The organism is Xanthobacter tagetidis, assembly GCF_003667445.1.
Classification (GTDB): Bacteria; Pseudomonadota; Alphaproteobacteria; order Rhizobiales; family Xanthobacteraceae; genus Xanthobacter; species Xanthobacter tagetidis.
This window is the reverse complement of record NZ_RCTF01000029.1, coordinates 1-25,673: the sequence shown is the minus strand read 5'-3', so window position 1 is coordinate 25,673 and position 25,673 is coordinate 1. Positions and strand designations below refer to the sequence as shown.

Annotated in this window: 26 protein-coding genes and 1 pseudogene; 9 read left to right on the top strand and 18 right to left on the bottom strand. The window is 71.1% G+C overall.

Annotation, left to right across the window (positions count from 1 at the left end; translation table 11 throughout):
- Positions 1-108: pseudogene (locus tag D9R14_RS22170) on the top strand (IS110 family transposase); the annotation flags it as partial.
- Positions 109-293: 185 nt separating this feature from the next.
- On the opposite strand, the gene D9R14_RS22165 reads toward D9R14_RS22170, so the two are convergent.
- The 13 genes from D9R14_RS22165 to D9R14_RS23530 all read right to left on the bottom strand — a co-directional run bounded on the left by D9R14_RS22165 (position 294) and on the right by D9R14_RS23530 (position 11,012).
- Positions 294-1,436, bottom strand: a complete 1,143-nt coding sequence (locus tag D9R14_RS22165; RefSeq protein WP_184759429.1) for a hypothetical protein — start codon at positions 1,434-1,436, stop codon at positions 294-296.
- Positions 1,437-1,629: 193 nt separating this feature from the next.
- Positions 1,630-2,115 carry a MaoC family dehydratase gene (locus D9R14_RS22160; RefSeq protein ID WP_121625749.1) on the bottom strand — a complete coding sequence of 162 codons (486 nt, stop codon included), beginning with the start codon at positions 2,113-2,115 and terminating at the stop codon, positions 1,630-1,632.
- Positions 2,108-3,322, bottom strand: a complete 1,215-nt coding sequence (locus D9R14_RS22155) for a CaiB/BaiF CoA transferase family protein (RefSeq protein ID WP_121625747.1) — start codon at positions 3,320-3,322, stop codon at positions 2,108-2,110. Before D9R14_RS22155 ends, D9R14_RS22160 begins: the two co-directional genes overlap by 8 nt.
- On the bottom strand, positions 3,319-4,221 hold the full coding sequence (locus tag D9R14_RS22150) for an HpcH/HpaI aldolase/citrate lyase family protein (RefSeq protein WP_170168709.1): 903 nt from the start codon (positions 4,219-4,221) through the stop codon (positions 3,319-3,321). The genes D9R14_RS22155 and D9R14_RS22150 overlap by 4 nt, the downstream gene beginning before the upstream one ends.
- Positions 4,211-4,681, bottom strand: a complete 471-nt coding sequence (locus tag D9R14_RS22145) for a MaoC family dehydratase (RefSeq protein ID WP_121625743.1) — start codon at positions 4,679-4,681, stop codon at positions 4,211-4,213. The genes D9R14_RS22150 and D9R14_RS22145 overlap by 11 nt, the downstream gene beginning before the upstream one ends.
- A 98-nt stretch (positions 4,682-4,779) precedes the next feature.
- Complete coding sequence (locus D9R14_RS22140) at positions 4,780-5,817, bottom strand: TRAP transporter substrate-binding protein (RefSeq protein WP_170168708.1); 1,038 nt, start codon at positions 5,815-5,817, stop codon at positions 4,780-4,782.
- Positions 5,818-5,851: 34 nt separating this feature from the next.
- Positions 5,852-6,223 (bottom strand): cupin domain-containing protein, encoded by a 372-nt coding sequence (locus D9R14_RS22135; protein WP_121625739.1) that lies wholly within the window; start codon positions 6,221-6,223, stop codon positions 5,852-5,854.
- 20 nt (positions 6,224-6,243) lie between these two features.
- Positions 6,244-7,530, bottom strand: a complete 1,287-nt coding sequence (locus tag D9R14_RS22130; RefSeq protein ID WP_121625737.1) for a TRAP transporter large permease — start codon at positions 7,528-7,530, stop codon at positions 6,244-6,246.
- 61 nt (positions 7,531-7,591) lie between these two features.
- The gene (locus D9R14_RS22125) at positions 7,592-8,092 is read right to left on the bottom strand and encodes a TRAP transporter small permease (protein WP_121625735.1); all 501 of its coding nucleotides are present in this window, start codon (positions 8,090-8,092) and stop codon (positions 7,592-7,594) included.
- Complete coding sequence (locus tag D9R14_RS22120; RefSeq protein ID WP_170168707.1) at positions 8,089-8,844, bottom strand: IclR family transcriptional regulator; 756 nt, start codon at positions 8,842-8,844, stop codon at positions 8,089-8,091. The genes D9R14_RS22125 and D9R14_RS22120 overlap by 4 nt, the downstream gene beginning before the upstream one ends.
- A gap of 304 nt (positions 8,845-9,148) precedes the next feature.
- Entirely contained in the window at positions 9,149-9,583 is a 435-nt protein-coding gene (locus D9R14_RS22115) for a DUF1489 family protein (protein WP_121625731.1), read from the bottom strand.
- A gap of 40 nt (positions 9,584-9,623) precedes the next feature.
- On the bottom strand, positions 9,624-10,622 hold the full coding sequence (locus tag D9R14_RS22110) for a hypothetical protein (protein WP_147453085.1): 999 nt from the start codon (positions 10,620-10,622) through the stop codon (positions 9,624-9,626).
- A gap of 264 nt (positions 10,623-10,886) precedes the next feature.
- Positions 10,887-11,012: a hypothetical protein gene (locus D9R14_RS23530; RefSeq protein WP_281042040.1), complete on the bottom strand. Its 126-nt coding sequence runs from the start codon at positions 11,010-11,012 to the stop codon at positions 10,887-10,889.
- 311 nt (positions 11,013-11,323) lie between these two features.
- Between D9R14_RS23530 and D9R14_RS22105 the strand changes: the two genes are divergently transcribed.
- The gene (locus D9R14_RS22105; RefSeq protein WP_121625727.1) at positions 11,324-11,647 is read left to right on the top strand and encodes a DUF3253 domain-containing protein; all 324 of its coding nucleotides are present in this window, start codon (positions 11,324-11,326) and stop codon (positions 11,645-11,647) included.
- A gap of 4 nt (positions 11,648-11,651) precedes the next feature.
- Here the strand turns inward: D9R14_RS22105 and D9R14_RS22100 are convergent, their stop codons facing one another.
- A complete protein-coding gene (locus D9R14_RS22100) occupies positions 11,652-12,449 on the bottom strand; it encodes a YdcF family protein (RefSeq protein WP_121625725.1) in 798 nt (265 codons plus the stop codon).
- Positions 12,450-12,560: 111 nt separating this feature from the next.
- Positions 12,561-13,733 carry an isovaleryl-CoA dehydrogenase gene (locus D9R14_RS22095; protein ID WP_121625723.1) on the bottom strand — a complete coding sequence of 391 codons (1,173 nt, stop codon included), beginning with the start codon at positions 13,731-13,733 and terminating at the stop codon, positions 12,561-12,563.
- 355 nt (positions 13,734-14,088) lie between these two features.
- On the opposite strand from D9R14_RS22095, the gene D9R14_RS22090 reads away from it, so the two are divergent.
- On the top strand, positions 14,089-14,505 hold the full coding sequence (locus D9R14_RS22090; protein WP_121625720.1) for a hypothetical protein: 417 nt from the start codon (positions 14,089-14,091) through the stop codon (positions 14,503-14,505).
- Positions 14,506-14,615: 110 nt separating this feature from the next.
- Here the strand turns inward: D9R14_RS22090 and D9R14_RS22085 are convergent, their stop codons facing one another.
- The 3 genes from D9R14_RS22085 to recQ form a co-directional block, all read right to left on the bottom strand.
- Positions 14,616-15,554, bottom strand: coding sequence for an AEC family transporter (locus D9R14_RS22085; RefSeq protein WP_121625718.1), 939 nt, complete (start codon positions 15,552-15,554; stop codon positions 14,616-14,618).
- Positions 15,555-15,855: 301 nt separating this feature from the next.
- Positions 15,856-16,410 (bottom strand): Holliday junction resolvase RuvX, encoded by a 555-nt coding sequence (gene ruvX, locus D9R14_RS22080; protein WP_121625716.1) that lies wholly within the window; start codon positions 16,408-16,410, stop codon positions 15,856-15,858.
- Between the two features lie 54 nt (positions 16,411-16,464).
- Positions 16,465-18,300 (bottom strand): DNA helicase RecQ, encoded by a 1,836-nt coding sequence (gene recQ, locus D9R14_RS22075; RefSeq protein WP_121625714.1) that lies wholly within the window; start codon positions 18,298-18,300, stop codon positions 16,465-16,467.
- Positions 18,301-18,914: 614 nt separating this feature from the next.
- On the opposite strand from recQ, the gene D9R14_RS22070 reads away from it, so the two are divergent.
- The 6 genes from D9R14_RS22070 to D9R14_RS22045 all read left to right on the top strand — a co-directional run.
- Positions 18,915-19,835, top strand: coding sequence for an AAA family ATPase (locus D9R14_RS22070; protein ID WP_210210900.1), 921 nt, complete (start codon positions 18,915-18,917; stop codon positions 19,833-19,835).
- A 19-nt stretch (positions 19,836-19,854) separates the two neighbouring features.
- A complete protein-coding gene (locus tag D9R14_RS22065) occupies positions 19,855-20,817 on the top strand; it encodes a DUF58 domain-containing protein (protein WP_121625710.1) in 963 nt (320 codons plus the stop codon).
- Positions 20,814-21,350, top strand: a complete 537-nt coding sequence (locus D9R14_RS22060) for a DUF4381 domain-containing protein (protein ID WP_121625708.1) — start codon at positions 20,814-20,816, stop codon at positions 21,348-21,350. The genes D9R14_RS22065 and D9R14_RS22060 overlap by 4 nt, the downstream gene beginning before the upstream one ends.
- Positions 21,347-22,393: a vWA domain-containing protein gene (locus tag D9R14_RS22055; RefSeq protein ID WP_121625706.1), complete on the top strand. Its 1,047-nt coding sequence runs from the start codon at positions 21,347-21,349 to the stop codon at positions 22,391-22,393. Before D9R14_RS22060 ends, D9R14_RS22055 begins: the two co-directional genes overlap by 4 nt.
- Positions 22,390-24,435 carry a VWA domain-containing protein gene (locus D9R14_RS22050; protein ID WP_121625704.1) on the top strand — a complete coding sequence of 682 codons (2,046 nt, stop codon included), beginning with the start codon at positions 22,390-22,392 and terminating at the stop codon, positions 24,433-24,435. Before D9R14_RS22055 ends, D9R14_RS22050 begins: the two co-directional genes overlap by 4 nt.
- A 44-nt stretch (positions 24,436-24,479) precedes the next feature.
- On the top strand, positions 24,480-25,673 hold a 1,194-nt coding region (locus tag D9R14_RS22045; protein ID WP_170168706.1), incomplete at its 3' end, for a BatD family protein.

Here is a 25,673-nt window from a genome sequence, read left to right as displayed (position 1 = left end):
CTCGTCGCCGCCGGAAAGCCACCCAAGCTCGCAATCGCCGCCGTCATGCGGAAGATGATCGTCATCCTCAACGCCATGGTCCGAGACGACGCGCCATTCAACGCCTGAAACACAGTTGCTTGACCGGGGGATCCACCGGCGCACACGCGCTGGCGCTGACAGTCCAGGCGGCGCCCCCTGGTGGATGCCCCGGACAAGCCGGGGCATGACGGTGTGCGGGAAGGGCACGACGGAGCGGATGAAGGCGATGCCTCCGGAGAAGCCGGGGCATCGCGGCGCGCGGGGCGCCCTGCTCACTCGTCGGTGAGCGGGCCGAGGATCAGCAGTTCCAGCTTCACCCAGTTGGAGAGCTGGGCATAGGTGAGCTTCTCCGCCTTCAGGTCGTAGGTGATCTCCGAGCGGGTCGGGCCGACGCACTTGAGCTTGCCGTCCTCGCCCTTCACCCTTTTGCAGCCGTCCTCGCTGTCATTGTAGTAGACGCGGCCATAGAGACCCGGCTTGGTCTGGTCGGCGTTGGAGAAGAACGCGTCGGCCTGCGCCTGGGCGGCGGAGGCGTCGAAGAAGCTCTGGTCGTTCTGCACCGCCTGCTCGTTCCAGCGCAGGTTGTACTCGTAATAGCCGGTAAAGGGCTTCTTCTTGCCCGCCTTGTCGGTGAACGTGCCGGTCTCTTCCACGAAGCGGATCGATCCGCCCACGCGGTCGGTGATGGAGCGGTCGGCCACCGTGTAGGTGAAGGTCACGCCGTTCTGGTCGGTCAGCCAGTTGCCCAGCTCGTAGTCGTAGTCGAGATTGCCGGAGACCCGCACCTCGGGCAGGAACGAGAACGGGCCGGAGGGCAGTTGCGCCCGCTCGAAGCGCAGCGGGTCGGGGTTCTTCACCTGGATCGAGACGACCTTGCCGTCCACGTAGCGCGAATAGACCTTGTCGGCCTCCTTCTGCGCCTTGCGGAACTGCTCGCCCACCTCCCACCAGCGCGTCACGTTGCGGCCCTGGATCGCGCCGCCGACGGCGGAGGTGGTCTGGTTGCCCTTGACGATGTCGAGCCGCAGCCGCCCGGCGTCCGGGGTGTAGCGGCCGGAATTGTCGATCGGCAGGTCGCCGCGCAGGATCGCCACCTCGCGCGCGATCTGGCTCGGATTCGTGGGGTTCACCACGTCGAACTTCACCGAATAGGTCAGGCTCTTGCCCGGCGTGCGCTGCACCGAGCCCTTGAGGATCATCAGGTCGGCGACCGCCATGTCGGTGATCTCGTAGAGATCGGTGCCGGTAGAGGGCCGCGCGACGCGCGAATTGTAATCCACCGTCATGGCGCCGGTGAGCTTCGCCTTGTCGGCGGGGATTTCCCTGATCGCCTGGCTGGGCTGCTGGGCGAGGGCCGGGACGGCCATGAGCAGGCTCGCCGCGCACAGCGCGGCAGACGGGGTGTGGAAGGTCATCTCAAGCTCCCAAAGGATGACGGGCCGCGCGCCGGCTCGTCCGGCGCCCGGCGGGAGGGGGCGCCCACCCCGCCAGGCGACGCCCTTCCCACCCGCACCTACCGAAACGGCAGGCGCGCGCGAGCCGAACAGAGAGGTCGAAAGGTGGCGGAAGCGTGGCGCCGGCCCCCGGCGCGCGCAATCGCGCGGGCCGTCAGGGCTTCGCGGCGCCGCGCACCTTGATCATCCGCAGGGGATTGTAGGTCAGCACCTCTTTGCCGTCGGCGCGCCGCACCGAATTGAAGGTCCGCACCAGGCCGCGGTCGCCGCGCGAGGTGAGCCGCGCCTCCACCACCTCGCAGAACACCGTGATGGTGTCGCCCACCACGGTCGGCCCCTTCACCTTCACGTCCGCCTCCAGGAAGGCGAGGCCGGTGTCCTGCATCATGGGCAGCATCAGGCCCTCGGCGAAGGCATAGACCAGCGAGCCCGGCACCACGGCGGCGGGCAGCGTCATGCCGGTGCGGTGGGCCGCGTTGGTGAACAGCTCCTCGGTGAGCCAGGTGAGATTGCAGAAGGCGGCGAGGTCCGCCTCCAGGAGGGTCCGCCCGGCGGTGCGGAACCGCATGCCGAGCGACAGATCCTCGAAATGGAAGCCGGTGCCGATCTTGGGCCAGCCCGTGTCCGCGGCATCACTCATCGTCGCCCTCCCCTGCCCCGCCCACCGCGCCCGACGCCTTGAGCGCGGCGATCTCGGCGCCGGAATAGCCGAGCCCGGCGAGCACCCCGTCCGTGTCCGCCCCAACGGCCACCGCCGACCGATCGGGCGCCCGCGGCGCGCCGCGGAACACCACCGGCTGGCGCAGGGTGCGGGCGATTCCCGCCTCGGCGAGCGCGCCGGGCTCGAAGAAGCCCACCGCGTTGAGGTGCGGATCGGCCAGAAGGTCGTCGAGGTCATTCACCTTGGAATAGGGAATGTCGAGCCGCGCGAAGGTCTCCAGCCAGTCGGCCGTGGAGCGCTCCAGCACCGCGGCGCCGAGCACGCGGTAGAGTTCGGCGACCCGGCGGCTGCGCTCGCCGGCATCCTGGAACCAAGGCTCGGCGGCGATGTCGGCGCGGCCGATCTCGGCCAGCAGCCGGCGCCACTGGTCGCCGGTGTAAGGCAGCGCCGCCACCCAGCCGTCACTGGTGCGGTAGGGCTTGCGGTCGGGCGAGAACAGGCGGTGATAGCCCGCCCCCTTCGGCTCGGCCGAGAAGGTGGCGGCGGCGAGGTGCTCGTTGAGCAGGAAGCCGACCAGGCTCTCGAACATGGGCACTTCCACGTCCACCGCCTCGATCTGCCCGCGCGCCTGGGCGGCCACCGCCGCCAGCACGCCGTAGACCGCATAAAGCGAGGCCACCTTGTCGGCCACCACGCTCGGCACATAGGCCGGTGTGCCGCCCACATGGGCCGGCAGCATGGCGAGCCCGCTCGCCGCCTGGATCACGTCGTCATAGGCCGGCCGGTCGCGATACGGCCCGTCCTGGCCGAAGCCGATGGCCGAGCAGTAGATGATGCGCGGGTTGATCGCCTTCACCGCCTCGAAGCCGAAGCCGAGCCGGGTGATGGCGTCCACCCGCATGTTGTGCAGCAGCACGTTGGCAGAGGCGATCAGCTTGCGCAGCACCTCCTTGCCGGCCGCCGACTTCAGGTCGAGCGCGAGGCTCTTCTTGTTGCGGTTGTTGTTGGCGAACATGGCGCCCATGCCGTCCGGCGAGACCGGATAGACCGAGCGCGCGAGCTCGCCCTCCAGCGGCTCCACCTTGATGACGTCGGCGCCAAGGTCGGCCAGCACCTGGCCGGCGAACGGCCCGAGCACGATGGAGGTGATGTCGACGACGCGGATGCCGGTAAGCAGTGGGGTCATTGCGCCTTGATCCGAGAGAGGATGGCCTGGGCGGTCCGGATGTGGGGCCGGTCCACCATGCGCCCGTCGAGCTTGAAGGCCGAGGCGCCGGGGTTCTCCGCCGCCAGCGCCAGCACGCGGCGCGCCCAGTCGAGCGTCGCCGCGTCGGGCGCAAGGCCCTCATGAATGGGCGCGATCTGCGCCGGATGGATCGCCATGCGGGAGCGGAAGCCGAGTTCCGCGCCTCGGCGGGTGTCCGCCTCCAGCGCCGGCAGGTCGCGGAAGTTCGCGTCCACCGCGTCGATCGGGGTGATGCCGGCGGCGTTGGCGGTCAGGAGGCAGAACAGCTGCGCGTGGGTGGCGAGCACCTTCTGCGCGTCGGTGCGGCCGGGCAGCGGCGCGCGGCCGAGTTCGGCGGACAGGTCCTCCATGCCCCAGGTATAGCCGGTCAGGCGCGGATGCCCTTTGCCGAGGTCGGCGCCGTTGAGCAGGGCCGCGGCGGTCTCCGTGACGATGCCGACGATGCCCACATGGCCGCTTGCGAGCCCGTCCCGCGCCTCCAGCGCGTCGAGCGCGCTGGCGACCGGCGCGAGCTGGGCGATGGTCGCGAGCTTCGGCCAGACGATGCCGGCGAGCGGCGCCAGCGGCAGCGCCGCGATCTCGCGCAGCGCGCGCTCCGGCTCGGTGCCGTTGACGCGCACGAAGAGCAGCGGCCCGCCCCCCTCGCCGCGGCCCGAAAGGAAGTCGCGCACCGTGCCGACGGCGGCGTCCTTGCGCTCGGGCGCGACCGAATCCTCAAGGTCGAGGATGAGCGCGTCGGCGGCGCCGGCGGCCCACGCCTTCGCCATCTTGTCCGGGGCGTCGCCCGGAACGAAGAGATAGGAGCGCGGCTCGGCCCGCGCGGGGCGCTCAGCCGGCATGGCTCTCTCCGGTCGGGCGGCGGCGCATGAAGGCCTGGCGGCGGCACACCGCCACCTCGACGCCATCCTGGTTGAAGGCGCGGTGCTCGAACTCCACCAGACCGGCATCGGGCCGCGAGCGGCTCGCGCGGGTGGAGACCACCGTGGTCTCGACGCGGATCGAGTCGCCCTGGAACACCGGCTTGGGGAAACGCACGTCGCTCATGCCGAGATTGGCGATGGTGGTGCCGAGCGTGGTGTCGGCGACCGTGATGCCGATCATCACGCCGAGCGTGAAAAGGCTGTTCACCAGCGGCTGGCCGAACTCGGTCTTGGCGGCGAAGTGCCGGTCGATGTGCAGCGGCTGCGGGTTCATGGTCAGGCAGCTGAACATCATGTTGTCGGATTCGGTGATGGTGCGCGTGATCGCGTGGGCGAACACCCGGCCCTCGACGAAGTCTTCGAAATAGAGGCCCGCCATGGCTCGGCTCCTCGGCATGGTGGCGGCCCGGCACGGCGCCGGGACATCGGGAGGAATGCGCCGGGGCGGGGCTTGCGGCCCCCGCCCCGGCGGAGGGCTCAGCGCTGCGCGGCGATGGCGGCGCGGAACGCCTCCAGCACCTTGTCGGCGGGCTTGCCGCGCTTCTGCAGGTTCGCCGCCCAGTCCTTGGAGACCTCGTCGAAATTGTTGGCGAGGATCTTCTCCTGCTCGGGCGTGAACTTCACCATCAGCACGCCTTCGCTTTGGAGCTTCTTGGCGAGTTCGCCCTCCTCGGTGTCGAACCTCGCGCAGGCGTGGGAGACGGTCTCGTCGCCCGCCTTGGTGAGCGCGTCCTGCACGTCCTTGGGCAGCGCGTTCCACTTGTTGAGGTTGATCGAATAGGTGATGCCCACGGTGCCGAAGTTCTGCCCGATGGTGGATGACTTCACCACCTTGTCGAGGCTGTAGGACACGGTGGAGGTGAAGGGCAGAAGCGCGCCGTCGATGGTGCCCTTGGTCATGGCGTCGAAGATTTCCGGCGGCGTCATGCGGATCGGCACCGCGCCGAGATTGCGCAGGCCGAGCTCCATGGGGCCGGGATTGGAGCGGATCTTGCGGCCCTTGAAGTCGTCGAAGCTCTTGAAGCCGGCCTTCTCGGAGAATACCGCCTGGTAGGGCGAGAGCGCCACCACGTAGAGCACGCGCACGCCGTTGGGCTTGAACTCCAGCGTGTCGAGCAGGCCGCCGGGCTTGGCCAGCGACCAGAACGCCTTGGCGCCCTCGCAGGACGAGGCGAAGCCGCCGGGCAGCTCGGCCACCGCGCCGAGCGGCATCTTCTCGGAGACGTAGCTCGGCACGATGTAGCCGATGTCGGCGAGGCCGGTCTGGGTGACCGAGAGCAGGTCCTTCGCCTTGCCGAGCTGCTCGGCCGGGAAGTGCTGGAACTCCACCTTGCCGCCGGCGAGCGTCTTCACGCGGTCGAAGAAGAAATGGGTGGCGTTCTTGGTGATGGAATGGCCGGCCGGCAGCGAGTCGGCGAGCTTCAGCGTCACGTCGGCGGCGGAAGCGGGCAGCGCCGCGATGGCGAGGGCGGCGGCGCCGGCCAGAAGGCCGAGGCGCCGGGACAGGGTCGACATGGGTGATCCTCCTTCAAGATGAACGGGTCGTTGCTCAGACCTTCTCGGCATAAGGCGGGGCGTAAATCACGAGCAGGCGCACCGGCTCCTCGCTGGTGGCGATGAACACGTGCTCCATGCCGGCGGGGAAGAAGCAGGTGTCGCCCGGCCCCATCTCCAGCACCTGGCCGTCCACCTCGGCGCGCGCGGTGCCGGAGAGGATGTAGCAGGCCTGCTCGATGCCATCGTGGTGGTGCGGATGGGCGCCCTGGCCCTTCTCGATGGTGCCGAGCACGATTTCGAGCTGGCCCGCGCCCACGGTCTCGCGGCTGATGAGGCGGCGGTTGACGGTGCCGGAATGGTTGGCGGGGGAATAGGTGCGCACGTCCTTCTCGCGCACCAGATAGGTCCGGGGGGTGTCGGCCATGGCGTCCTCCAAGGGGTGGTTCAGTTCATTGTGCTGGGCAGCCAGAGCACGAGGCCCGGCCAGGCGATGAGCGCGGCGATGACGAGGAGGTGCGCGACCACGTGCGGCGCGATGCCGGCGAAGATCTCCTCCAGCGGCCGGCCGCTGTAGCGGGAGACGACGAACACGTTGAGCCCGAGCGGCGGCGTCACCATGCCGACCTCGGCGGTGACCACCACGATCACGCCGAACCACACCGGATCGAAGCCGAGGGCCTTGATGGCCGGCACCACGATCGGCACGGTCAGGATCAGGATCGCCAGCTGGTCCATGAAGCAGCCGAGGATGATGTAGACGAGGATGATCATCGCCATCACCACATAGGGCGACACGTCGAGGCTGGTGATGAAGGTCACGGTCATCTGCGTGACCTGGGTCAGCGTCAGGAAGAAGCCGAAGATGTGCGCGCCGATGACGATCATCAGGATCATGCAGGTGGCGCGCGCCGACCGCGCCAGGACGTGGCGCAGAGTCGGGTAGGTCAGCTTGCCCACCGCCGCGGTGAGCAGCAGGGCGCCGAACGCGCCGAGCGCCGCCGCTTCCGTGGGCGTGGCGATGCCCACATAGATCACGCCCGTGACCAGGAACAGCAGGAGCAGCATGGGGCCGACCTGCTTCAGCGCGACCAGCTTCTCGCTCCAGGAATAGGAGCGCCCCGCGGGGGCGATGGACGGGTCGTGCCAGATCAGCGCGTAGACCGTGGCGATGATCGCGAAGGTGACGAGCAGGCCGGGGATCACCCCGCCGATCAGCAGGTCCGCGATCGAGACCTCGGCGATGATGCCGTACAGCACCAAAGCGATGGAGGGCGGGATCAGCATGGCGAGCGTGCCGGAGATCGCCACCACGCCGCAGGAGAAGCGCGGCTCGTAGCCGGCGCGGGTCATGGCCGGGATCGAGGTGGCCGAGAGCGCCGCGGCGGACGCGGTGCTCGACCCCGAGATCGCGCCGAAGCCGGCGCCGGCAAGCGCGGTCGCCACCGCAAGGCCGCCCCTGACCCGGCCGATCCACACCGACATGGCATGGAACAGGCCGTCGGCGATGCCGCTCGCCACCACCAGTTCCGCCATCAGGATGAACATGGGGATGGCGATGAGCTCGTAGGAATTGGTGACCGAGAACGCGGTCGTCTCCAGCACGCCGACGGTGGCCGCCGTTCCGGCGGTGAAAAGCAGGCCGAGCGCGCCGGCGACCGCCATCGCGAAGCCCACAGGCATGCCGATGGCGAGCAGCGCGAACAGCAGGCCGATGATCGCTAACGACGTCATGACGTCTCCCTGGAACGCGTGTTCGTTTGGTTGGGCGGCGGGCGCCGGGTGCCGAGGCCGGTCAGGCCGGATGCTGCGCCTTGGCGGGCGGATGGATGAAGCGCAGCAGGCACAGCAGGACGATGGGGGCGGTGCCGATGGGCACGATCCAGTAGGCGACCCAGATCGGCCACGGGATCAGCGTCGCCATCACCTCGCCCTGCGCGGTGCTGGCGATGGCGCGCAGGAGGCCGGTCCACAGGATGACGGCGAACAGCACCGCGCTCAGGCCGTAGGAGATGCGGTCGCACAGGCGCCGCAGGCCGTCGGACATGCGCAGATAGAGGATGTCCACCCGCACGTGCTCGTCGTGGCGCAGCGTGTCGGAAAGGGCGAAGAAGAACACGCCCACCATCAGATAGAGCGAGATCAGATCGTAGGAAAAGCCGAGCGGGCTGTTGAACAGATAGCGCATGGCCACGTCCACGAAGACGATGACCATCATCGCGAACAGGCACACGGCGCCGAGCGCCAGGAGCGCCTGCTCGTAGCGGGCAAGCGCGAGGGAGATGCGTCGGATCATCGGGCGTCGGCCCCCTTGTCGAAAAGCTGCTGGATGCGCTGGACCGCGGCGCCGAGGCTGGCGGCGGCCTCCGCCCGGCGGTCGAGCAGGCGGAAGTTCGGTCCGGCCACCGAGACGCCGAGCCGCTCGCCGTCGATCACCAGCGGCATGCCGACGGCGAGCACGTCGGGCGTGTATTCGGACAGGTTCTCGAACCAGCCGCGCGGCGCCGAGGCCAGGATGTCGGCCTCCACCGCCGCGGCATCGGGCAGCGTCGCGTCGCGATACTTGGTGAAGGCGATGGTCTCGAACAGGCGGGCGCGCTCGGCCGGCGCGTAGAGGCTGAGGATGGCCTTGCCGACCGAGGTGGCCTGCACCGGCCGCCGGTCGCCCACCTGGGCGAAGTAGCGCACGGGGTGCTGGCTCTCGATCACTTCGAGATAGACGATCTCGGCATCCATCCGGTGGCCGAGCAGCACGGTCTCGCCGGTCTCCTCCTGGAGCCGGACCAGTTCGGGCCGGATGCGGTCCACGAACGGATCGTTGCGGGCGATGTCCTGCGCCAGCACCAGCAGGCGGCGCGTGGGGTAGTAGCCGCCCCAGGCGCGCATCTCGTGGATCAGGCCCTTCGCCTCCAGCGTCTCCAAGAGATTGAAGGTCGAGGATTTCGGCAGGCCCAGCGCCTCGCTGATCTGCGACAGCGTGCGCGGCCGGCGCACGGCTGCGAACAGCTCGAGGATGGCGAGGAGGTTTTCAGCCTGTTTCACGATCATGAACTTTTTTTCAGATACTCGAACAGAAGAGTCAATATGGGTATGATGCTGCGGTGCAACCACGTATTTTGCGCCGCAGCGGCTGGCACGGCCGCCGGCGTCGTGGTCGTTTGAATCCTGGTTCTTGGCTGTTTGCTCGATCCCGCCGGGCGGCTGGGACGGACGTGGCAGGTGCTTCAGCACCATCATATGACCGTCGCGACGCGCGTCCGCCCGCTGTCGCGCCGGCGCGGCGTTGCGGTGCAGCACATTTTTCTTCGGAAAATGACCGGCGGAGCGGGCCGGGGTCAGCCTTCGGCGCGGGTCACAGCAGTCCGAGCTGGCGCAGTTCCCGGCGCAGGTCCTCGGGCATGTCCGCGCCGGCGCTGCCGGCGCCGAGGTCCGCGGGCGCATCCTTGTCGGCGAGGTAGCGCCAGCCCTGGAACGGGCGCGAGGGGCGCGCTACCACCGGCACCACCTCCGGCTCCAGCACCAGATGGCAGCGGCGGATGCCGTCGCCATCCACGAACGGCCGGATGTCCAGCAGCCTTTGCCGGGCGCTGAGCTGGCCCTTGATGACCCAATAGAGCGAGCCGCCGCCGAGCAGATCGGCGGTGCGGGTGGGCACCATGCGGGTGGTGTGGGTCTGCTCGTAGACGCGCCCGGCCGCCTGCGCGGCCGCGCCCCGCTCGGCGATCCAGGCAGCGAGGTCGGCGATCGAGTCCGCGCCGACGCACAGCTTGAGCAGATGAAGCGCCATGGCTCTCTCAACCTCGCGTCCGATGGATGAGCCGGGGCGGCTATTGCGCCGCCGGAGGCGACGCCTCGGGCGCGGGATCGGGGGCGGCCTGAGGCGGCGGCGCGGCCCGGGGAGGCTGAACCGGCGGGCGGGGACGGACGGGTGTCGCCGGCGTCGCCGAGACCGGGGGTCGCGGAGGCGGCAGGGGCGCCGCGGTGGCGGGCGGTGCCACGGCCGGAGCGGATTCTCTCGGTTCCACGGGCAGGTTCATCGTCGCGGGCGGGTCGCCGCCGGGCGCCCCCTCTCCCGGAGCGCCAGCGCCATGAGGCTTGGGCTCGACCACGGAAAGGCCGAACGGACCGGTGCGGGTGGGCGCGGCGACGGTGCCGCGGTTGCGCGCGTTGCGCTCCCATATGGGCGCATACTTCGCCACCATTGCCGCATAGCGGCCCGCCGCCATGTTCGCGTTCACGTGCTGCACGTCGCCGAGGAAGGCCACCTGGGGACAGGAGGTGGGCGAGCAGTTGCGCATGTCGAGCAGCATGGCCGCGGTGAGGCCGTAGGGATCGCGCTCCAACGGCCGGCGCCAGACGGCGATGCGCTCGAGAAGCGCCGGGTTCTTGCGCCGGCGCACCAGCTCGAACCCATCCTCGACCAGAGCGAACCGGGCGCGCAACATCGCCCGGGCGGCGGCGACCCTGTCCGGGTTCTCGAATATGAGCGTCTCGCAGGCCGCAGAAAGCACGTCGTCGGCATTGAGACAGCCGAGACTGGCCGCAGCGGCGGCGGCATCGAGATCGGCCGCGCGAATCTCCAGCGCGCGCGCCTCGGAAACCGCGTGGTTCACCTGCATTTCCTTGAAGGTCGCCGTGCCGACCGCCATGCCGCCAAGCAGGATGCCGGCCAGCACGAACAGGGTCAGCGGCCGCTCGATCGGCTCCGCGCGAACCAGCAGCAGAAACACCACCATTGCCGCCGCGGCGGCACCGGCGACCACGACCCATCCCGGCAGGGTGACGTTCTGGGTCAGGATGCCGAGGGTGGCGGCGATGAAATTCATGATCTCGACCTCTTCGGACGCCAAACGCCTACCAACGTCCGGGCGGGATCATGGTTCGCTGGGCCGCCGGAGGCAACAACGCCCTGCGGTTGCCGGACCGTCCGATGCCGAGCAGGACTTGCGGGCGCGCCGGACGCTGCGCCATCCGGGCGCCCGCCCCGGCAGGGCATCACACGAGCGGCCCCTTGTCCGTCGCAGGGCCCTAGCGTCCGCCTCACCTTATCTCACCACGCGACGGCGGCGCATCCGGCGCGCCGCCCCGCTTCAGCTTGCCCGCACCGCCGACGGATCGAAACCGCCGAACAGGTACGCCAGAAGGATGCAGAGGAGAAACAGGACGAGCGCAGTGCGCGCGACGCCCCAGCAGGTGCGCTCTTGAGACAGGTTCATGATTGAAATCGGTCGGCCCGCTTGGTTGAAGCCGGTGCCCGCCAGATCGACGATTCGGGCGCCGGGGTCGGGAGCATTAGGACTTTGTTAACCGCGCTGCAAGAGCGCTCGAGGCATTGCGGCCAAACATATTTCGCATAGCGGGGCAAAGCCCATGCCGCACCGCAGCACCGCGGCGCCGCAACGGCTGCCGACGCTCGCCTGGGCCGGCGCGGCGGCTTTTCCCTTGGCCGCAGGCGCGGCATTGGCTACCCATGGCCGATGCGCCGTCCGCCTTGCGCCGCGCCCCTCCCGCCGAGCAGCCATCGCCCATGACCCAGGCCCCAGACCCGCACGCCCCGGACCCCGCCGCAGCCGCCGCAGAGAAGCCCGCGCGCCTGCCGGACGAGGCGGTGATGGAGGCGACCATCCTGGAGCTGGCGGCCAAGGCCGGTCCCGGCAAGACCATCGGCCCGGAAGAGGCCGCCCGCGCGCTCATGCCGCCGGCCGACTGGCAGCGCGCGCTGCCGGTGGTGCGCCGGGTGGCGGTGCGGCTCGCCCGCGCGGGCCGGCTGATGATCTTCCGGAAAGGCAAGCCGGTGGACCCCGACACGCTGCGCGGCGTGTTCCGCCTGGGCCTGCCGCGCGACGACTGAGGGCTCAGGGCGCCGGGAACAGCGCGTCGGTGCGGCCGGTCAGGTAGTAGACCACCAGGCCCACCCACTCCTTCACGCCCGTATCGGTGAAGTCGAGCCCCACCGCCGCGCGCGAGAAATTGCCCCACAGCCCGTCCGGGCCGGCGGTGCGGAAATCGACGGGATAGGCGGTCACCGGAAAGTCCGCCTGGCGGAAGCAGCCCATGGCGCGCGGCATGTGCGCGGCGCTGGTGACCAGCAGCCAGCGCTCGCCCGGCTTCGGCTGCAGCAGCGCCTTGGCGAACACCGCATTCTCCTCGGTGTTGCGGGACTTGTCCTCGAACGCCACGCGGGACGCCGCGATGCCGAGATCGGGCAGGCTGGCGCGGATCATCTTCGCCTCCGCCCCTTCCTCGCCCGCGAGCTTGCCGGAGCCGCCGACGAAGGCGAGCCGCGCCTCAGGATAGCGCCGTGCGAGGTCGGCGAAGGCAATCGCCCGCTCGCCGGCATCGGCGAAGGCGGGAACGCCGCGCGCCAGCCCCACCTCCGGCACCTCCGCCCCGCCGAGCATGATGACGCCGTCGACCGGCCGCCCGTCGTCCTTGAACAGCGGGAAGCGCTCCTCCAGCGGGAAATAGATGTAGTTGCCGGCCGGCGAGAAGCCGAACACCAGCAGGCCGAGCACGCTCGCCGCAAAGAGCACGCGCGCGAAGCGCCACGCGCCGAAGGCGATCAGGATCAGCGCCAGCGCGGCGAGGAGCACCAGGAGGTTCGACGGCGCCACCAGGAACCAGAAAATCTTCGAGACCGCGAAGAAGTCCATCGGGCGCGCCTCCATGTTCCGGCGCGTCCGGCGCCACGGGAAGGCGGCCATCAATAGCCGGCCCCTTCGCATTTGCGAAGGGGCGGCGGCTCACGATGTCATGGGGTGGCGTCAGGCGGTCTTGTCGAACAGCTGGCGGCCGATCAGCATGCGGCGGATCTCGCTGGTGCCGGCGCCGATCTCGTAGAGCTTGGCGTCGCGCAGCAGGCGGCCGGTGGGATAGTCGTTGATGTAGCCGTTGCCACCCAGGGTCTGGATCGCCTCCAGCGCCATCCAGGTGGCTTTTTCCGCCGCATAGAGGATGGCGCCGGCGGCGTCCTCGCGGGTGGTGGCGCCCCGGTCGCAGGCCTGGGCCACGGAATAGACGTAGGCCTTGGTGGCGTTCATGGTCACGTACATGTCGGCGATCTTGCCCTGCATCAGCTGGAAGGTGCCGATGGGCTGGCCGAACTGCTTGCGCTCGTGGACGTAGGGCAGCACCACGTCCATGCAGGCCTGCATGATGCCGGTGCAGCCGCCGGCCAGCACCGCGCGCTCATAGTCGAGGCCGCTCATGAGGATGTTGACGCCCCGGCCCTCGCCGCCGAGCACGTTCTCCTCCGGCACCTCGCAATCCTCGAACACCAGCTCGCCGGTGTCGGAGCCGCGCATGCCGAGCTTGTCCAGCTTCTGGGCGGTGGAGAAGCCCTTGAAGCCCTTCTCGATCAGGAAGGCGGTCATGCCGCGCGGGCCGGCGGACGGGTCGGTCTTGGCGTAGACCACCAGGGTTTCGGCGCAGGGGCCGTTGGTGATCCACATCTTCGAACCGTTGAGGACGTAGCGGTCGCCCTTCTTCTCCGCGCGGGTGCGCATGGAGACGACGTCCGAGCCGGCTCCCGGCTCCGACATGGCGAGCGCGCCCACATGCTCGCCCGAGATGAGCTTGGGCAGATACTTCGCCTTCTGCGCCTGCGAGCCGTTGCGGCGGATCTGGTTGACGCACAGGTTCGAGTGCGCGCCGTAGGACAGGCCCACCGAGGCGGAGGCGCGGGAGACCTCCTCCATGGCGATCACGTGCTCAAGGTAGCCGAGGCCGGAGCCGCCATACTCCTCCTCCACCGTGATGCCGAGCAGGCCGAGCGCGCCGAGCTTCGGCCACAGATCGCGCGGGAATTCGTTGGTGCGGTCGATCTCGGCGGCGCGCGGGGCGATCTCGGCCTGGGAGAAGTCGCGCACGGTGTCGCGCAGCATGTCGGCGGTCTCGCCGAGATTGAAATCGAACATGGGCTGGCTGTTGGGCAGCATCTTCGTGGTTCCTCCCTCACCCTTTATGGCGCGCCTGCGGACGCGGCGCGAGCCGCTCCCGCGGCAGGGCGCCACCGTCCGGGCGGTTCCGGCCGGTCCCACCCCGGCCCGAACGCGGGACGGCAGGCGGTCGCGGCCAAAGAATAAAACGAATGTCCGTTTTTTCAACGGGGCGATCCGCGGCTTTTGCGCCGAAACCGCGGACCCGCTGCCGCCACGGAAGAACCTTGGCTGCGCCACGATCCCGCAAGATTGGATTCACGGATTTCCGCCACGCTGAAAGGAAGGATGGCTGACCGTGGGCGGGCGCCGCTGCCGGTCAGATCCTGGACCCGTCGTGTTGGGAGTATGCTCCATGGCGCATCTGACGAAACTGTCGAAGACCGGCATCCTCGCCGCAACGCTCGCCGCCGCGGCCCTGGCCGGCGCGACCACGCCGGCCGTGTCGGCGGGCATCGGCTCCGGCGCGGCGATCCTGGCTCCGGCAGCGGCCGGAGCGACGCCGGTGGGCTACTGGTATCGCGGCCGCTGGTATGGCGGCTGCTGGAACTGCGGCCCGAGCAACGGCGCGGCGGTGGGCGCCGGCATCGCGCTCGGCATCCTCGGCGGCGCGGCGATCGCGGGCGCCGTGGCGGCACCGCCCCCGCCGCCGCCGACGGTCTATTATCAGGAGCCGCCGGTGGTCTATCTGGAGCCGCCCGCCCGCCCCGGCCCGCGCCAGTGCTGGGTGCAGACCGACGGGCGCGGCTACGGCTACTGGTCGCCCTGCTGAGCAGGGTTCAGGCGCGTTGCGCGTCTGCCGAGCGCGCTTCCGCGCGCCAATCCATCGTGCTGAGCGCGCTTCCGCGCGCCAATGCACGTGCTGAGCGCGCTTCCGCGCGCTCAGTGCGACAGCGATTGCGCCAGCCCGACCATGAGCGGCATGGTGACGGCGGCGGCGAGGATCTGCACGGTAAGCATCTCCGCCAGCAGCGCGGCATCGCCGCCCATCTGGCGCGCCAGCACGTAGCCGGCCGGCGCCGAGGGCACCGAGGCCGTCACCACCACCACCGCCAGCTCGATCGGCGTCAGGCCAGCCCACAGGCCGATGGCGATGGCGATGGCGGGCTTCACCAGCAGCTTGAGCACGCTCGCGAAATAGACCGCGGGCTTGGGCCGCGCGAGCTGCGAGATCGACAGGCCGCCCCCCACCACCAGCAGCCCCACGGCCAGCGAGGCGCGCCCCAGCACGTCGCCGAACTCCAGCACCACCGCCGGGATCGGGATGGCCGCATAGTTGATGGCGGCGCCTATGAGGCAGGCCGAGATATAGGGGTTCTGCGCCAGCTGCCGCAGGACGCCGCTGACCGTGGGCGGCTCGCGCCCGGCGAAGTGGGCCAGCACCACCACCGCGATCACGTTGAGGAACGGGATCATCGCCACCAGCGCCACGGCCGCGACGGTGATGCCCTCCGCGCCGTAGAGGCCGCCCGCCACCGCGAGCGCGATGTAGGTGTTCCAGCGGAACGAGCCCTGGTAGAGCGAGGTGAAGGCCGGCCCGTCCAGCTTGAACAGCGCCATGATCGGCCGGTTCAGCGCCACCAGGGTGACGGAGAGGATCAGCACGGCGCCGAGCAGCGTGCCGGTGACCGCCAGCACGTTGACCTTGGAGAGGTCAGCCTTCACCGCCGAGACCACCAGCAGCGCCGGGAACAGCACGAAATAGGTGAGCCGCTCCAGCCCGGCCCAGTGCATCGGGTCCTTCAGCAGCACGCGCCGCAGCGCCGCGCCGAGGGCGATGATGAGGAAGACCGGAACGAGGGCGGTGAGGATGACGGACATGGCACGCACAAAGGGCGGGAGCGCGGGCGGCTCCCGGAGCGCCCCGTCATAGAGGCGGCGCGGACGGAAGGAAACCGTCCTGTTTCCCCTTTTGCCGGCCGATCCCATTTCGGCACGCGCGCCCGCGGCGCGGCGGAACGGGAGCGGCACGGAGCGTGACCGAATCGGCGGCGGCGCCGCGATGCCGCTTCGTTCCCGCGCGGTGCGGCAAGGCGGGCGCGTCCCGTTTCAGGACGCAACCCGATGCTGCGGCGGAACGGCAGCGGTACGGAGCATGACCGAATCGGCCGCCGCCGCGCGATCACCCTTCGTTCGGCGATGCGTCCGCAGGTGGATCGCCAGGCGTCGCGGCGCGCACCCGGGCGAGGAAGTCGAGCGCTCCCTCCAGGATGAACAGGGCGGCGTGCTGGTCCACCACGGCGGCGCGCTTGGCCCGGCTCATGTCGGCCGAGATCAGCGCCCGCTCCACCGCGACGGTGGAGAGCCGCTCGTCCCACAGCGCGATGGGCCGGCCGGACAGGCGCGCGAAATTGCGCGCGAAGGCGCGGCTCGCCTGGGCGCGCGGCCCCTCGCTGGCGTCCATGTTCAGCGGCAGGCCGAGCACGAATGCCACCGCCCGCCGCTCATCCGCCAGCGCAATGAGGCGCAGGGCGTCGGCGGTGAACTTGGTGCGCTTCACCGTCTCCACCGTGGTGGCGATGCGCCTAGCGGGATCGCACGAGGCCACCCCGATGGTCTTGGTGCCGAGGTCCAGCCCCAGCAGCGCCCCCCGCTCCGGCAGCAGGGCAGCAATCTCCGCAAGCGGGAGAACCAAAGCGGGGCCGGCGGGCGTGGGCGTGTTCGGAGGCGTGGTCATGGGTTCCTGTCTGCCGCACCGTCGCCTGTTTCGCGGCCCGGCGCCAGCCTGCCCTCACCCGTCGTCCACCACCGCGAGGAAGGCGTTGCCGTAGCGCTCGAGCTTCGCCTCGCCGACGCCGGAGATGTCGCCGAAGGCGGCGATCGAGCGCGGGCGCACGCGCGCCACCTCCATCAAGGTGGTGTCGTGGAAGATGACGTAAGGCGGCACGCCCTGGGCGCGGGCGATCTCCAGGCGCAGCGCCTTCAGGCGGAGGAACAGCGCCTCGTCCTCGGGGTCGGAGAGCTGGGCGCGCGGCGCCCGCTCGCCGCCGCCGGTTCGGGCCGGGCGGGCGCGGGCCTCGGCCTTCAGCTCGACCTTCTCCTCGCCGCGCAGCACCGGCCGGCACTTTTCCGACAGGCCGAGCGCGCCATGGCCCTCCACGTCCACCACGAGAAGGCCCATGGCCACGAGCTGGCGCACGATCGCGCGCCACTCGTCGCGGGAAAACGCCTTGCCGATGCCGAAGGTGGAAATCTTGTCGTGGCCGAACTTCGCCACCTTCTCGGTGGCTTGGCCCAGCAGCACGTCGATCACATGCCCCGCCCCGAAGCGCTCGCCGGTGCGGTAGACGCAGGACAGGAGCTTGCGCGCCGCCTCGGTGCCGTCGAAGGTCTTGGGCGGCGAGAGGCAGGTGTCGCAATTGCCGCAGGGCTGCGGCAGGTCCTCCTCGAAATAGGAGAGCAGCACCTGCCGGCGGCAGCGGGCGGTCTCGGCGAGGCCCAGCAGCGCATCGAGCTTCGCCCGCTCCACGCGCTTCCTGGCATCCGGGGCGTCGGAAGAATCGACGAACTGGATCAGCTTCGCCACATCCTCCAGGCCGTAGAGCAGGAGCGCCTCGGAGGGCAGGCCGTCGCGGCCCGCGCGGCCGGTCTCCTGGTAGTAGGCCTCGATGCTCTTCGGCAGATCGAGATGGACCACGAAGCGCACGTCCGGCTTGTCGATGCCCATGCCGAAGGCGATGGTCGCCACCATGATGATCCCCTCCTCCTTGAGGAAGCGGTCCTGGTGGCGGGCGCGGGTCTCGGCGTCGAGGCCGGCGTGGTAGGGCAGCGCCGTGCGCCCCTCGGTCGCCAGCATCTCGGCGGTGGCCTCCACCTTCGCCCGGCTCATGCAATAGATGATGCCCGCCTCGTCCTCGTGGTCGTCGAGAAAGGCGCGCAGCTGGGCGCGCGGATTGTTCTTGGGCGCGATGCGGTAGCGGATGTTCGGCCGGTCGAACGAGGACAGGAACACCCTGCCCTCCTCCAGGGCCAGCCGCTCGACGATCTCGCGCCGGGTCGGCCCGTCCGCGGTGGCGGTGAGCGCGATGCGCGGAACGCCGGGGAAGCGCTCGTGCAGCACCGTGAGCTGGCGGTATTCCGGCCGGAAGTCGTGGCCCCACTGGGAGACGCAGTGCGCCTCGTCGATGGCGAACAGCGCGATCCGCGCTCCGCCGAGCAGGGTCAGGAAGCTCTCGGTGAGAAGCCGCTCGGGGGCGACATAGAGCAGGTCCAGTTCGCCCATGGCGAGCTGGCGCTCCACCTGCCGCGCCGCGCCGGGCGCCAGCGAGGAATTGAGCATGGCCGCCTTCACGCCCAATTGGCGCAGGGCCTGCACCTGGTCGTGCATCAGCGCGATCAGCGGCGAGACGACGATGGCCGTTCCCGGCCGCACCAGCGCCGGCACCTGATAGCACAGCGACTTGCCGCCGCCGGTGGGCATCAGCACCAGCGCATCGCCGCCGGCGCAGACATGGGCGACGATCTCCTCCTGCCGGCCGCGGAAGCGCTCGAAGCCGAACACATGGCGCAGCACATCGGTCGGCGCGCGGGTGGAGGAGGCGTGAGCGGAATCGTCAAGGGCAGGCATGTGGCCTTATAGACCCCCAGGGGCGGCCGACAATGGGGCGCGCATGGGCCCGCACTGGCGCGCGCCCCGGCGCATCCTGCGTCCGCCAGCCCATGGACGATCACAAGCGCGGCATTCCGTTGCCTGCGAGGATCACGGCCGGACCGCGCGTGCGGCCACAGCGCGGGCCGACATCGGTGGCAGGCAGGATGGGCTCGGGCGCGCCTTCCGCCGACCCGGTGGGGTTCATGTGCCACCCGCGTTCGAGCGGACCGTCGCCCTCGGATATTCCGCAACGGCATGTTGATGCGTGCCGGACTTTCGCCCGGCGGCCGGCGGCGTGCGGGCGGAGCCGGCGCCCCCCGCTTTTGCCGGCGCGCGGACCGAATTCGGCCACGGAGCCGCGACAAAAAGGCCGATCCGTTCAATCGGCCTGCCGTGGGAAGGGCGCGACCGCTTGCGCGGCGCCCCGTCTGTAGCGGTATAAGCTCTGCGACCGACGCCCAAATCCTCTGGACCAGACCTGCGCGATGAATTCGAGCCACGACCCCGCCTTCGCCCGCGACGCCGCCCGCGCCGCCGCGTCGCACGACGCCGAGGGGCTGCGGCGCGCCTTCCTGCGGCTGGCGGACTACATGAACAGCTGCATCCTCGGCCAGCGGGCGTTCGTGGAGCTGCTGCTGGTGGCGGTGCTGGCGGACGGCCACCTCCTGGTGGAGGGCGCGCCGGGCCTCGCCAAGACCAAGGCCATCAAGGCGCTGGCGAAGGCCATCGACTGCGACGACCAGCGCATCCAGTTCACGCCGGACCTCCTGCCCTCCGACCTCACGGGCACCGACATCTACCGGCCCGAGGACGGCAGCTTCAATTTCCAGCCCGGCCCGGTGTTCCACAACTTCATCCTCGCCGACGAGATCAACCGCGCCCCTGCCAAGGTGCAGGCGGCGCTCCTGGAGGCCATGGCCGAGCGGCAGGTGACGGTGGGCGGCGTGACCTATGCGCTGCCGAAGCTGTTCCTGGTCATGGCGACGCAGAACCCGATCGAGCAGGAGGGCACGTATCCGCTGCCCGAGGCGCAGCTCGACCGCTTCCTGCTGCAGGTGAAGCTCGGCTACCCCGACCTTGCCGCCGAGCGCGCCATCCTGCGCCTCGTGCGCGGCGAGCAGACCGGCGAAGTGGTCTCGTTCGGCGAGCCGCTGCCGCAGGCCACCATCTTCGCGGCGCGCCAGCAGGCGCTCGCCACCTACATGTCGGAGGCGGTGGAGGAATATCTGCTCCAGTTCGTGTTCGCGACCCGCAACCCCGAGCTTTACGGCGACGAGCTGGCCGGCACGGTGGCGTTCGGCGCCAGCCCGCGCGGCACCATCGCGCTCGACCGCTGCGCCCGGGTCCATGCCTGGCTGCGCGGGCGCGACTACGTCACCCCCGAGGACGTGCAGGCGATCGCCAAGGCGACCCTGCGCCACCGGGTGCTGCTGACCTTCGAGGCGCAGGCGGACGGGCTCGACACCGACCGGTTCCTCGACCTGCTCCTCGCCCGCGTGCCGGTGAGCTGAGCGCGGGCGCGGGGGGTCGATGAGCGAGAACCGCAAGCCTGCCTCCTACGGCCTCATCGCCGGGCTCGACGAATTGATCGCCGCCCGCCCCGGCGGGGACGCCGGCAGCTTCTCGCCCGGCACGCGGGTGCGCACGCGCCAGCTCGGCGGCTACCGCTCCGCCTTCCGCGGCCGCGGCATGGAGTTCGACGAGGTGCGCGCCTATCAGCCGGGCGACGACATCCGCACCATCGACTGGCGCGTCACCGCCCGCACCGGCCGCACCCACACCAAGCTGTTCCAGGAGGAACGCGAGCGGCCGGTGCTGATCCTCGCCGACATGCGCGCGCGCATGCGCTTCGGCACGCGTGACTGCTTCAAGTCGGTGCTGGCGGCGCGGGCGGCGGCGATGCTGGGCTGGACCTGCGCCGCCGAGGGCGACCGGGTGGGCGGCGTGGTCATCACCCCCTTCTCCGTCGCCTCGCACCGGCCGGAGCGCAGCCGCACCGGCCTGCTTCGCTTCATGAAAGCGCTGGCCGACGGCACCCGCGAGGGGTTCGGCCAGCCGATCCCGAAGGAGGAGCCGCGCCTTGCCGACGCGCTGCTGCGGCTGCGGGCGGCGGCGCGGCCGGGCACGCTGATCTTCCTTGTCAGCGACTTCCACGACTTCGACGAGGCGGCGGCCCGCGAGCTGGGCCGGCTCGCGCTGCAGTCCCAGGTGACCAACCTGTTCGTCCATGATCGCCTGGAGGCGGCCATGCCCGAGCGCGGCGCCTATCCGATCTCGGACGGCTCGGCCGTCGCCATCCTCGACGCCGACGCGGCGAACACCCGCGCCGCCTATGCCCGACGCTTCGCCGAGCGCCGGGCGGCGGTGGAGCATGCGGCGCACCAGCGCGGCATGGCCTTCGTGCCGCTGGAGACCGGCTGCGACCTGAAGGAGGCGCTCCATCCCGAGCGCATGGGGCGCGCCCGCGCGCCGGCGCGGAGCCCGGCGGCATGACGGACACGCCAATTTCCTCGCCCTTCGGGCAGCCGACGGCGCCGGTGTTCGACCGTGACGCGCCGTTCGATCCCATGGCGGCGCTGCGCGACATCCATCTGCCCGACCCGGTGGGCTGGTGGCCGCTCGCGCCCGGCTGGTGGGTGCTCGCCGGGCTGGTGCTGCTGCTTGCGGCGGTGGCGGGCGTGCTCGAATGGCGCCGCCGCCAGACGCTCGCCTACCAGGCTGCCCGCGCGCTCGACGCCATCGCCCGCGACCATGCGCGCTTCCAGGATTCGCGTGCGGTTGCCGCCGAGGCGACCCTGCTCATGCGCCGCGTGCTGGTGACGCGCGCGGGGAAGCCCCAGGCGGCCGCGCTCACCGGCGCGGACTGGCAGCGCGTGCTGGGCGACGGCAAGTCCGGCCTGCCGGAGGAGGTGCGCGCCTTCGTGGCGCAGGCGCCCTATCTGCCGCCGGGCCTGCCGGACGCCGACCGCATCGACCGGGCGGTGGTGGTGAAAAGCGTGCACCGCTGGCTGCGGAGCAACGCATGATCGCGTTCCAGTGGCTCTGGGCGTTCGCGCTCCTGCCGGTGCCGCTGGTGATGCGGTGGCTGATGCCGCATGCCCGGCAGACCCGCTCCGGCGCGCTCAAGGTGCCGTTCTATGCCGACCTCGCCGCCGCCGGCCTCGCCGCCCGCGGCGCGCGCCGCGCGAAGGCGCTCCGGCTGCTGCTGCTCTGGCTCATCTGGGCGCTGCTGGTGACGGCGGCGGCGCGCCCGGCCTATCTCGGCCAGCCGGTGGCGATCCCAGTGGCCGGGCGCGATTTGATGATGGCGGTGGACCTCTCCGGCTCCATGGCGCGCGACGACCTCGCGCTCGGCGGGCCGCTGGTCGCCGACCGGCTCACGGTGGTGAAGTCGGTGGTCGACGACTTCCTCGCCCGCCGCAAGGGCGACCGGGTGGGCCTCATATTGTTCGGCAGCCGGGCCTATCTCCAGGCGCCCCTGACCTTCGACCGCAACGTGGTGCGCGAGCTGCTCGCCAGCGCCAGCATCGGCCTCGCCGGGCCGGAAACCGCCATCGGCGATGCGCTCGCGCTCGCCGTGAAGACGCTCCGGGCGCGGCCCGAGGGCCAAAGGGTGCTGATCCTGCTCACCGACGGCGCCAGCAATTCCGGCGTGCTCGACCCCATGGACGCCGCGGAGCTGGCGCGCCAGGCCGGGGTGAAAATCTACACCATCGGGGTGGGCGCCGACCGGCTGCCGGGCGGCATCGGCTTCGGCCAGCGGGTGGTCAACCCCTCCGCCGACCTCGACGAGGAGACGCTGCAGAAGATCGCCGACCTCACCGGCGGGCGCTATTTCCGCGCCCGCGACGGGCGCGGCCTCGCCGCCATCTATGACGACATCGAGCGCATGGAGCCGGTGGCGGGCGACCCGCTCTACCTCACGCCCACCGTGTCGCTGTTCCAGTGGCCGCTGGGCGCCGCCTTGGTGCTGAGCCTGATCTTTGGCGCGGTGCTGGCCCGCCCGCGCTTCTCCGGCCGCCCGGCGGCGGATGCAGCGCCCGACGCCGGGGAGGCCGCGCGCTTATGATCCCGGCGGGCTTCCACTTCCTGCGGCCGGAATGGCTGCTCGCTTTGGTGCCGGCGGTGCTGGTGGCGGTGCTCGCCTGGCGGCGCATCGGCACCGGCGCCAATGCCTGGGGCCGGCTGGTGGACGCCCATCTGCTGCGCCACCTGGCGCTCGGGGCCGAGCGCGGCACGCGCAAATGGCCGGTGGCGGCGCTGCTCCTCGGCTGGGTGCTGGCGAGCCTCGCCATGGCCGGCCCGGCCTGGCGCCAGTTGCCCACCCCGACGCTCGACCGGCGCGACCCCACCGTGATCGTGCTCAGCCTCGCCCAGTCCATGAACGCGCAGGACCAGAGCCCGACCCGCTTCGGCGCCGCCCGCCACAAGGTGGCGGACATCCTGCAGCGCATGCGCGGCGGGCAGATGGGGCTGGTGATCTATTCCGACCGGCCGTTCGTGGCCGCCCCGCTCACCGAGGATGCCCGCGTCATCGGCCTGATGGTGCCGGAGCTCGCCACCGACCTGATGCCGGTGCTGAACGACCGCCCGGACCTCGCCATCGCCCGCGCGGTGGAGCTGCTGCACGGCGCCGACGCCCCGGTGGGGCGGATCGTCGTCATCACCGATGGCCCCGGCGACGATGCCGGGCGCACCGAGGCCGCAGCCGCCGCGGCGGCCAAGGCGGGCTACCAGGTGAACGTGATCGGCGTCGGCGGCACGGCGGAGACGCCCTATCTGATCTATGACGGCACGCCGCTGCGCACCAAGGACGGCACCGCCGTCACCACGCGGCTCGACGCCGCCGGCCTCGCCCGCGTCGCCGCGGCGGGCGGCGGGCTGTTCACCCCGGCGCGGGTGGACGGCACGGACCTCGACCGCATCTTCGCGGCCAGCCTCGCCCGGCCGGTGGAGGACCTGCTCAAGCAGAGCGGCCTGTCCGCCGACACCTGGGAGGACATGGGGCCCTATCTGCTGCTCGCGGTGCTGCTGATCGCGCCGCTCGCCTTCCGGCGCGGCTGGATCGCGGTGCTGCTCCTCGCCGCGCTGCCGCTCGGCGTCCCGCTGAGCGGCCCCGCGCGCGCCGCCGACGCGCTCTCGGCGCAGGGCTGGCGCGACCTGTGGCGGACCCCGGACCAGCAGGGCGCCGACGCCTTCGCCCGGCAGGACTATGGCGCGGCCGCCCAGGCGTTCGAGGACCCCGCCTGGCGCGCCGCCGCGCTCTACCGCGCGGGCGACCATGCGGCGGCGGCGGAGGCCTACGCCCGCGTCCCCGGCGCCGACTACAATCGCGGCAACGCCCTCGCCCGCGCCGGCCGGCTGGAGGACGCAATCGCCGCCTACGACAAGGCGCTGGAGGCCGACCCGAAGCACCAGGACGCCGCCTATAACCGCGAGTTGCTGCGCAAGCTCCTGGAAAAGGAGAAGGAGGAGCAGCAGAAGCAGCAGGGTGGTGGCGGTCAGGGGGGCGGCGGTCAGGACAAGAACAACCAGCAGGGCCAGAACGGCCAGAACGACAAGAACAGCCAGGGCAAGGACGGCCAGCAGAAGCCCGACCCGGCCAAAGATCAGGCCAAAGATCAGGCCAAAGATCAGCAGAAGCAGGACGGCGACCGCAAGCCGCCGGACAGCGGCCAGGACAAGAAGAACGACGGCAAGGACCCGGACAAGAAGGAGCCCGGCAAGGACCAGGCGGACCAGTCCCCGCCCAAGCCGGAGCCCCCCAAGCCGGAGCCGCAGAAGCCGGAGCCGCAGAAGGCTGAGCCGGCGAAACCCGACCCGGCCAAGCCGGACCCGCAGAAGCCCGACCCGCAGAAGGCCGGCGGACAGCCTCCTTCCCCGCCTGCGCCACCCCAGCAGCCGCCGCCGGGCCAGCAGGCGGGCGCGCCGCCCCCGCCCGAGGCGCTGCCGCCGGGGGCCGCGGCGGCGCTCGCCCGCGCCAAGGCGGAGGAGGACCAGACCAAGGAGCAGATGCTGCGCATGGTGCCGGACGATCCGGTAGGCCTCCTGCGCGCACGCATCCGCACCCACTATTTCGGCGCAGCGCAGCCGGGGACGGCGCCGCAATGAGCCGCGCCAAGAGCCGCGCCAAGAGCCGTGCAATGGGCCGCGCAATGCGCCACGCCGTTGGCCTTGGCGCCGCCGCGCTCGCCCTCGCCCTGGTGCTGGCCGCGCCCGCCGCCCGCGCCGCGCTGCTGACCGGCTCCGTCGACCACGATTTCATGGGCGCCAACGAGACCTTCAACTACGTGCTCAGCCTGTCCGGCGGCGACGGGCGCGAGCCGCCGGACCTCTCGCCCCTGACGAAGGACTTCGAGATCGTCGATCGCACCCGGCGCAGCCGCTCCGACGACGTGGGCGGCCGGCCGGTGGACGTGAACGAATGGATCATGACGCTGGCGCCGAAGCGCACCGGCGTCCTCACCGTGCCCGGCCTCACCGTGAAGGGCCAGACCTCCGCCCCGCTCAAGGTGCAGGTGCTGCCGGCCCTGCCGGTCGAGCCGCCGGCGGAGGCTGGCGGCCTGTTCGTGCGCGTGGACGCGGGCGATGCCGCCCCCTACGCCCAGAGCCTGGTGCCGGTGTCGATCCGCATCTTCGACAGCATCGGCATGCGCTCAGGCCGGTTCGGCGACCTCAAGGCGGACGGCGCCTCGTTCACCCCCGAGGGCAAGCAGCGGGTCTATTTCCGCACCATCGGCGGCAAGCGCTACGGCGTCATCGAGCAGAGCTTCCTGATGCAGCCGCAGAAGAGCGGGCGGATCGAGATCGAGCCGCTGACGGTGAACGTCACCCTGCCCGCGCGCACCAGCCCCGCCGCCTCGTCCATGTCGAACCTGCTCGGCCGCGGCAACGTCCCCCAGCTCCAGAGCGAGGACGCCTCGTTCCAGGCGCGGCCGGTGACGATCGAGGTGAAGCCGCGGCCCGAGGGCGCGCAGGGCTGGTTCCTGCCGGCGCGGGCGGTGAGCCTGACGCAGGACTGGTCCGCCCCGCCGGAGCGCGCCAGGGTCGGCGCGACGCTGACCCGCACCCTCCGCCTCAAGGCGCGCGGGGCGAGCCCCAACCAGCTGCCGCCGCTGCCCGTGGCGGAGGTGGACGGCGTGCGCCAGTACCAGGACGACAGCCAGACCGGCCGGGTCACCATCGAGGGCGAGAGCGGCGCGGAACTGGTCGAGACCGTCTCCGTGGTGCCGACGCGGCCCGGCGCCTTCACGCTGCCGGCGATCGAGGTGGGCTGGTGGAACCTCGCCACCGGACGCCAGGAGCGCGCGACGCTCCCGCCTGTGACGCTTCAGGTGACGCCCGAAGGT

What these genes read in the sequence shown, in the direction of transcription:
- D9R14_RS22165 (WP_184759429.1), bottom strand. Translation starts at nt 1,436, where the DNA reads ATGACCTTCCACACCCCGTCTGCCGCGCTGTGCGCGGCGAGCCTGCTC.
- D9R14_RS22160 (WP_121625749.1), bottom strand. Translation starts at nt 2,115, where the DNA reads ATGAGTGATGCCGCGGACACGGGCTGGCCCAAGATCGGCACCGGCTTC.
- D9R14_RS22155 (WP_121625747.1), bottom strand. Translation starts at nt 3,322, where the DNA reads ATGACCCCACTGCTTACCGGCATCCGCGTCGTCGACATCACCTCCATC.
- D9R14_RS22150 (WP_170168709.1), bottom strand. Translation starts at nt 4,221, where the DNA reads ATGCCGGCTGAGCGCCCCGCGCGGGCCGAGCCGCGCTCCTATCTCTTC.
- D9R14_RS22145 (WP_121625743.1), bottom strand. Translation starts at nt 4,681, where the DNA reads ATGGCGGGCCTCTATTTCGAAGACTTCGTCGAGGGCCGGGTGTTCGCC.
- D9R14_RS22140 (WP_170168708.1), bottom strand. Translation starts at nt 5,817, where the DNA reads ATGTCGACCCTGTCCCGGCGCCTCGGCCTTCTGGCCGGCGCCGCCGCC.
- D9R14_RS22135 (WP_121625739.1), bottom strand. Translation starts at nt 6,223, where the DNA reads ATGGCCGACACCCCCCGGACCTATCTGGTGCGCGAGAAGGACGTGCGC.
- D9R14_RS22130 (WP_121625737.1), bottom strand. Translation starts at nt 7,530, where the DNA reads ATGACGTCGTTAGCGATCATCGGCCTGCTGTTCGCGCTGCTCGCCATC.
- D9R14_RS22125 (WP_121625735.1), bottom strand. Translation starts at nt 8,092, where the DNA reads ATGATCCGACGCATCTCCCTCGCGCTTGCCCGCTACGAGCAGGCGCTC.
- D9R14_RS22120 (WP_170168707.1), bottom strand. Translation starts at nt 8,844, where the DNA reads ATGATCGTGAAACAGGCTGAAAACCTCCTCGCCATCCTCGAGCTGTTC.
- D9R14_RS22115 (WP_121625731.1), bottom strand. Translation starts at nt 9,583, where the DNA reads ATGGCGCTTCATCTGCTCAAGCTGTGCGTCGGCGCGGACTCGATCGCC.
- D9R14_RS22110 (WP_147453085.1), bottom strand. Translation starts at nt 10,622, where the DNA reads ATGAATTTCATCGCCGCCACCCTCGGCATCCTGACCCAGAACGTCACC.
- D9R14_RS23530 (WP_281042040.1), bottom strand. Translation starts at nt 11,012, where the DNA reads ATGAACCTGTCTCAAGAGCGCACCTGCTGGGGCGTCGCGCGCACTGCG.
- D9R14_RS22105 (WP_121625727.1), top strand. Translation starts at nt 11,324, where the DNA reads ATGACCCAGGCCCCAGACCCGCACGCCCCGGACCCCGCCGCAGCCGCC.
- D9R14_RS22100 (WP_121625725.1), bottom strand. Translation starts at nt 12,449, where the DNA reads ATGGACTTCTTCGCGGTCTCGAAGATTTTCTGGTTCCTGGTGGCGCCG.
- D9R14_RS22095 (WP_121625723.1), bottom strand. Translation starts at nt 13,733, where the DNA reads ATGCTGCCCAACAGCCAGCCCATGTTCGATTTCAATCTCGGCGAGACC.
- D9R14_RS22090 (WP_121625720.1), top strand. Translation starts at nt 14,089, where the DNA reads ATGGCGCATCTGACGAAACTGTCGAAGACCGGCATCCTCGCCGCAACG.
- D9R14_RS22085 (WP_121625718.1), bottom strand. Translation starts at nt 15,554, where the DNA reads ATGTCCGTCATCCTCACCGCCCTCGTTCCGGTCTTCCTCATCATCGCC.
- ruvX (WP_121625716.1), bottom strand. Translation starts at nt 16,410, where the DNA reads ATGACCACGCCTCCGAACACGCCCACGCCCGCCGGCCCCGCTTTGGTT.
- recQ (WP_121625714.1), bottom strand. Translation starts at nt 18,300, where the DNA reads ATGCCTGCCCTTGACGATTCCGCTCACGCCTCCTCCACCCGCGCGCCG.
- D9R14_RS22070 (WP_210210900.1), top strand. Translation starts at nt 18,915, where the DNA reads ATGAACAGCTGCATCCTCGGCCAGCGGGCGTTCGTGGAGCTGCTGCTG.
- D9R14_RS22065 (WP_121625710.1), top strand. Translation starts at nt 19,855, where the DNA reads ATGAGCGAGAACCGCAAGCCTGCCTCCTACGGCCTCATCGCCGGGCTC.
- D9R14_RS22060 (WP_121625708.1), top strand. Translation starts at nt 20,814, where the DNA reads ATGACGGACACGCCAATTTCCTCGCCCTTCGGGCAGCCGACGGCGCCG.
- D9R14_RS22055 (WP_121625706.1), top strand. Translation starts at nt 21,347, where the DNA reads ATGATCGCGTTCCAGTGGCTCTGGGCGTTCGCGCTCCTGCCGGTGCCG.
- D9R14_RS22050 (WP_121625704.1), top strand. Translation starts at nt 22,390, where the DNA reads ATGATCCCGGCGGGCTTCCACTTCCTGCGGCCGGAATGGCTGCTCGCT.